The sequence below is a fragment of the Rhodopirellula sp. JB055 genome, from assembly GCF_043100905.1.
Classification (GTDB): Bacteria; Planctomycetota; Planctomycetia; order Pirellulales; family Pirellulaceae; genus Rhodopirellula.
Genome location: NZ_JBICHO010000557.1, coordinates 1 through 4,226 on the forward strand (window position 1 = coordinate 1; position 4,226 = coordinate 4,226).

Consider the following 4,226-nt stretch of genomic DNA (forward strand, 5'->3'; position numbering starts at 1 on the left):
ACCAAGAGTGGCGTTGGCCGCATTGGATCGTCCTTGCTCCAGCGGATCTGAAAGAACTGACGACGTTCCTTAGGCGCCGTTGGGAAATAACTTCGGGATTTCACGTTGGTAGGACATAGTTGAATTTACCGAGGGTTTCATCACGCTCTGTCGGTTCGTTTTGACGAAATTCGGCTGCCGCTTTAATGCCGGATTGATAGGTTTTGCGAGCTAATTCGCAAATGACTCTGAGTCCGGTTTGCGTACTGACTTTGGAGAAAATCAACTGCATCCAGGAAAGTGACTCGACCAAGCGACCGCTGATGGCTTGTGTCAGATGACAGAACAGGCGGTGATCAATCGGATTGTATTTGCTGCAGTACGGCGGGAGGTGAGCGACTCGGATCGGAATGCCCAGCAACTGGGCCACTCGATGAAGTCGTTCTCGATACAGTGGAACTCGGTATCCGTTGCTGCCACCACAATCAGCCAGTACTAAAATGCCCTCGACCCCAGAGTAGCGTGACTGTCCCATTCGATACCAGTAACGACGAACTGCGTCCGCCGCCAACTCGCCCGTATCTGCTCCAGTAGCCAAGTAGACGAACGCCTCGTTGGCGACCGTATCATAGACACCGTAGGGGATTGCCTTGGCGTCACTGCTGTAGGAACCAAAGTCATGGTCAAAAGCGTGGAGTGACCCATCTGTCCAAGCTCGACCGGAGCGAGCGAAGCTGCCAATCAGCTCTTTTTTCTTTGTGTCAACGCTCAACACTGGCCAACCGCGTTGTTCATACTTGCGGCGAAGGTCAGCCAAACGTTCGAATTGTTCATTGCGATGCTCGCTGCTTCCGAGGGGAACGTCTTTGCTGATCTTTCGCCGACCGAGTTGCAGTGTGTTTCGCAAAATACCTGCGATCACGCCGGGAGAAAGTTGGAAGCCCAGCGGCTGGATTGCCGAAGCGATTACCCTCAATCCAATGTTTGTCCAGACCTCACCGTCGCGGACCGGCGATCCAGCCGTTTGCGTCTTGACTTCAGCTTGGATCGCCTGGACGACGCCCGGCTGGCTTTTGCTAGCATTCTTGCGTCCGCCCCTTTTTTTCGAACTCGTCCGGCGGCCTCATCGGCAGGCAGGTTTTCGAGATCGCGTTTGCCTTGAGTGATCGTGTCGGGATGGCAACCAAACAGATCGGCGATGTAGGCCACCCCGCCATGGCCCAGTTTGTAAGCTTCGATGGCAGCGTAACGTCGTCTGTCCTTTTCACTAAAAGACTCGTACAGCTGGCGCATCTGGTTTTCAATGTCTTGTCCGTAAACGTCCTTCATCGTTGGCCTCCGTGGAATCGAGATGCCTCGATTCTACAAGATTGCCGAAGTTATTTCCGAACAAGTCCTTACCGCCGAACAGTTAAACGCATTGCACGCCTCCGGCGATCAGCGGATGCCCCTGGGGGACCCGCAAACGAAGCACGTTTATCTAGGGATCCGGTATGGTGGGTGACATCAAACAGTTCCCAACCCAAGTTGGAAGCAGATGACGCTCTGGGAAAACAATGGAAGTTCACTGAATCTTCTGACTTCCTCCATTGAATGGCGAGCTTTTCGATGAACGCATTCGATCCGCACGAAGAAACCGAATCGCCACCAGTTATGGTGATGGTGTTGGACCATAACGCGTGCTACCTCGGCACCGCGGTTCACTACGACAGTGCCCTGACCATCTGGGCGGTGATGTCCGAGGATCCTGCGAATTGGAACGAGGTCGCTCAGTACTGGGCGCGGTATCGATGCCCGACGGTCTGCGAATTTGTCGATGGACTTCCGATCCAAACTTGTGATCGCAAGGAGGCGTTCGCCGCGATTCAAGGACACGACAATTGGCTTGCCATCGATTTGGTTCAAAAGCGAATCCTTGCCGGCGACAACGTGCAAAAGCTCGGACGCAAAGCCACCCTGGCACTGGAAACCGACTTGGACGGTCAAGAGTGTTGCCCGCTTCCGTTTTCCATTCCGCCGTGGTGGGAGCTGCATGAGTCGGCGACTCCCGATCAGGTTGGCATGACACGCGAAAGCGAGATTGCTGTTCCGCGAACCGATCGGGACTTCTTGTTCGGTGCGCCGATGATCGTGGCACTTGCCGAGCAAATTCTGAAAGCTGTTTCCGAAGGTAGATTGCCCACGGAGAACAAGGAAGACCGCGAAACGAGAAACGCGTGGCACGCCTTGACCGTGGAAGTGCATGTGAATTGGTTGATGACACCACGGGAAGAACTCTCGGGGCGGTGCCCGCGCTCTCTGATGCACGGCGCACACGATTGGAGCGATGCGGTGATCTGGGGACAACGCCAACGGTTCGAGAGCGGCATGCCTATGATCGCCGCTCCTGATGACGTGATCGGATACGATGACGCGCCGATGGGTAGCGAAGAAATGATCATGTACTTTGACCTGTGTCGTGAACTGATCGCCGCCGCTTGGGACTGGTGTGCAGCGGAATTGGATTTGTCTGGCGGCGAACCGGCCAAGACGGAGCAGCGGGAGCAACTCGTCGACTTCTTGGCAAGTGTTCGTGAGACTTGGTTGAAGGAACCTTTTGAAGAAGCCTCACCGCCTCGCTTCATTATCGAATGCAGTCGTCGGCGTGTGCCCCGCGGGAGCGAAGTTCCCATCGAGGGGATGGAGGACAAGGAGGGCGAGCAGCATCTGCCGGATTGTGACTGCCCCATCTGCGACATGATGGGGTCGGGACTGTTTGGCGTTGGATTCACATCGCTCGCGGGGGACAGTCTCGAACTGGATGGCGAGTTCGCCTTCTCGACGCACGAATTCATCGAAGACTGGCAGCGAGAGCAGGATGAATTTCGAGAATTCAACGAAAAGATGAATCGCGAGTGGGCGGAGAAAGAGGCGAGAATCGCGGCGGGTGAAAGCGAGAAGGATGTGTTCGCTTCGGCTTGGTCCAGCCCCATGAGCGAAGAAAGGCTGCCCGGTGATGCGACGGGCTTTTTGAAGTTGTCGTTCTACCTCGCTGAAATCATCGGTGATCTGGAGCAAGCCAATGCCGCCAAAGAGACCATCCAGCAATTGAATCGTTCGTTTCGCGAATACCGCGAAAGTGATGGTGACGAACAACCAACCGCGAAAGCAGCGATGCGTGAGATGTTGGAGAACGTGTCCGCGACGCACCCCGAACTGTTGCCGAAAGTCGCCGACTTCCAGTCGCAAATCGATGAACAAGAACGAGCAAGAGCCTCCAACGCAGACTGCGACGGCAGGATTGACGACTACCCGTTTTAGGGTGGCACAAAATGCATGTCGGCGGATTTCAGCCCCATCGCCTGATGGTGGATCTCGGCTAAACTGATTGCTGCTTTCCCAGATCGTTCAGGATGGATATTCAATGGTCACTTCTTCAACAGACATCGATACCGCTCAACTTGTCGAATCTTTGGGCCAATTTCGACGATGGGTTTTACCTGCGGGCGTGATGCGAGAGCTGATCAGCCGAGGCTCGGAGGTCATGCCCGCTTTGCTGTCGCGTTTGAATCTAGCGACCGACTCGGACCGTAAGGGCCTTGGGGCATGCCCTTCGGGAGTTTTTCTTTGCTACCACTTGCTCGGCATCGACCCGCAGTCGGGTTTGCGAGATTGGTTTGACCAATTTCTGCGGTGCGAAGAAGGCACCATTGAAAGTTGTAGCGGCGAAATCACTCAACGTTTCAATCGTGCCATCGTGACCGCGATGGCGGATCCCAACGACATCTCAACGCATTGCCAATGGCTGGATTCGCTGGTCCAGGATGAACAAGTCAGCGATTACATCAAGCTTCAATTGGTCGAAGCGTTGTTCAACCTGGTGTCCGAGAAGACATTGGATGACGCGGTTGCTGTTCAGTGGGTGCTCACGTGGATTCAGCAACGGCAACATCTGAAACACGACTTGTTTTCATCGATGGTGATGGCCTCGATGATTGACATTGGTGGCCTGGAATTCAAAGAGCTAGCAGTAGCCTGTTTGGAACGAGACCAGCTCGACGATGATTATGTTCAAGCAAATGATTTCGATTCCATGTCGGAGGAACGCCAACTGAACTTTTTGCGTGAACGTGCTGAGGGCGATCGTGAAACGCTTGCCGATCCAATCAGCTACCTTTCCAGTTGGCACGCATTCGCCTGGACGACCGATGATCTCGATCCTATCCGAGCACGTTGCCAAGCGTTGCCCAAGCATTCGTTCTTTCGCC

Annotated in this window: 4 protein-coding genes; 2 read left to right on the forward strand and 2 right to left on the reverse strand. The window is 54.5% G+C overall.

Annotated elements, in window-relative coordinates; genetic code table 11:
• Positions 1-100: 100 nt before the first annotated feature.
• Positions 101-1,027 carry an ISAzo13 family transposase gene (locus tag ACF8AM_RS21800; RefSeq protein ID WP_392557683.1) on the reverse strand — a complete coding sequence of 309 codons (927 nt, stop codon included), beginning with the start codon at positions 1,025-1,027 and terminating at the stop codon, positions 101-103.
• Positions 952-1,308, reverse strand: coding sequence for a hypothetical protein (locus ACF8AM_RS21805; RefSeq protein ID WP_392557680.1), 357 nt, complete (start codon positions 1,306-1,308; stop codon positions 952-954). Before ACF8AM_RS21805 ends, ACF8AM_RS21800 begins: the two co-directional genes overlap by 76 nt.
• Before the next feature lie 279 nt (positions 1,309-1,587).
• Here ACF8AM_RS21805 and ACF8AM_RS21810 point away from each other — a divergent pair, with 279 nt between their 5' ends.
• Together ACF8AM_RS21810 and ACF8AM_RS21815 are read left to right on the forward strand one after the other, a co-directional pair.
• On the forward strand, positions 1,588-3,279 hold the full coding sequence (locus tag ACF8AM_RS21810; RefSeq protein ID WP_392557681.1) for a hypothetical protein: 1,692 nt from the start codon (positions 1,588-1,590) through the stop codon (positions 3,277-3,279).
• Between the two features lie 103 nt (positions 3,280-3,382).
• Positions 3,383-4,226, forward strand: an 844-nt coding sequence (locus tag ACF8AM_RS21815) for a DUF1186 domain-containing protein (RefSeq protein WP_392557682.1), incomplete at its 3' end; no start/stop codon positions are given.

Coding starts and splice junctions, on each gene's coding strand:
- ACF8AM_RS21810 (WP_392557681.1), top strand. CDS start 1,588: ATGAACGCATTCGATCCGCACGAAGAAACCGAATCGCCACCAGTTATG.
- ACF8AM_RS21805 (WP_392557680.1), bottom strand. CDS start 1,308: ATGAAGGACGTTTACGGACAAGACATTGAAAACCAGATGCGCCAGCTG.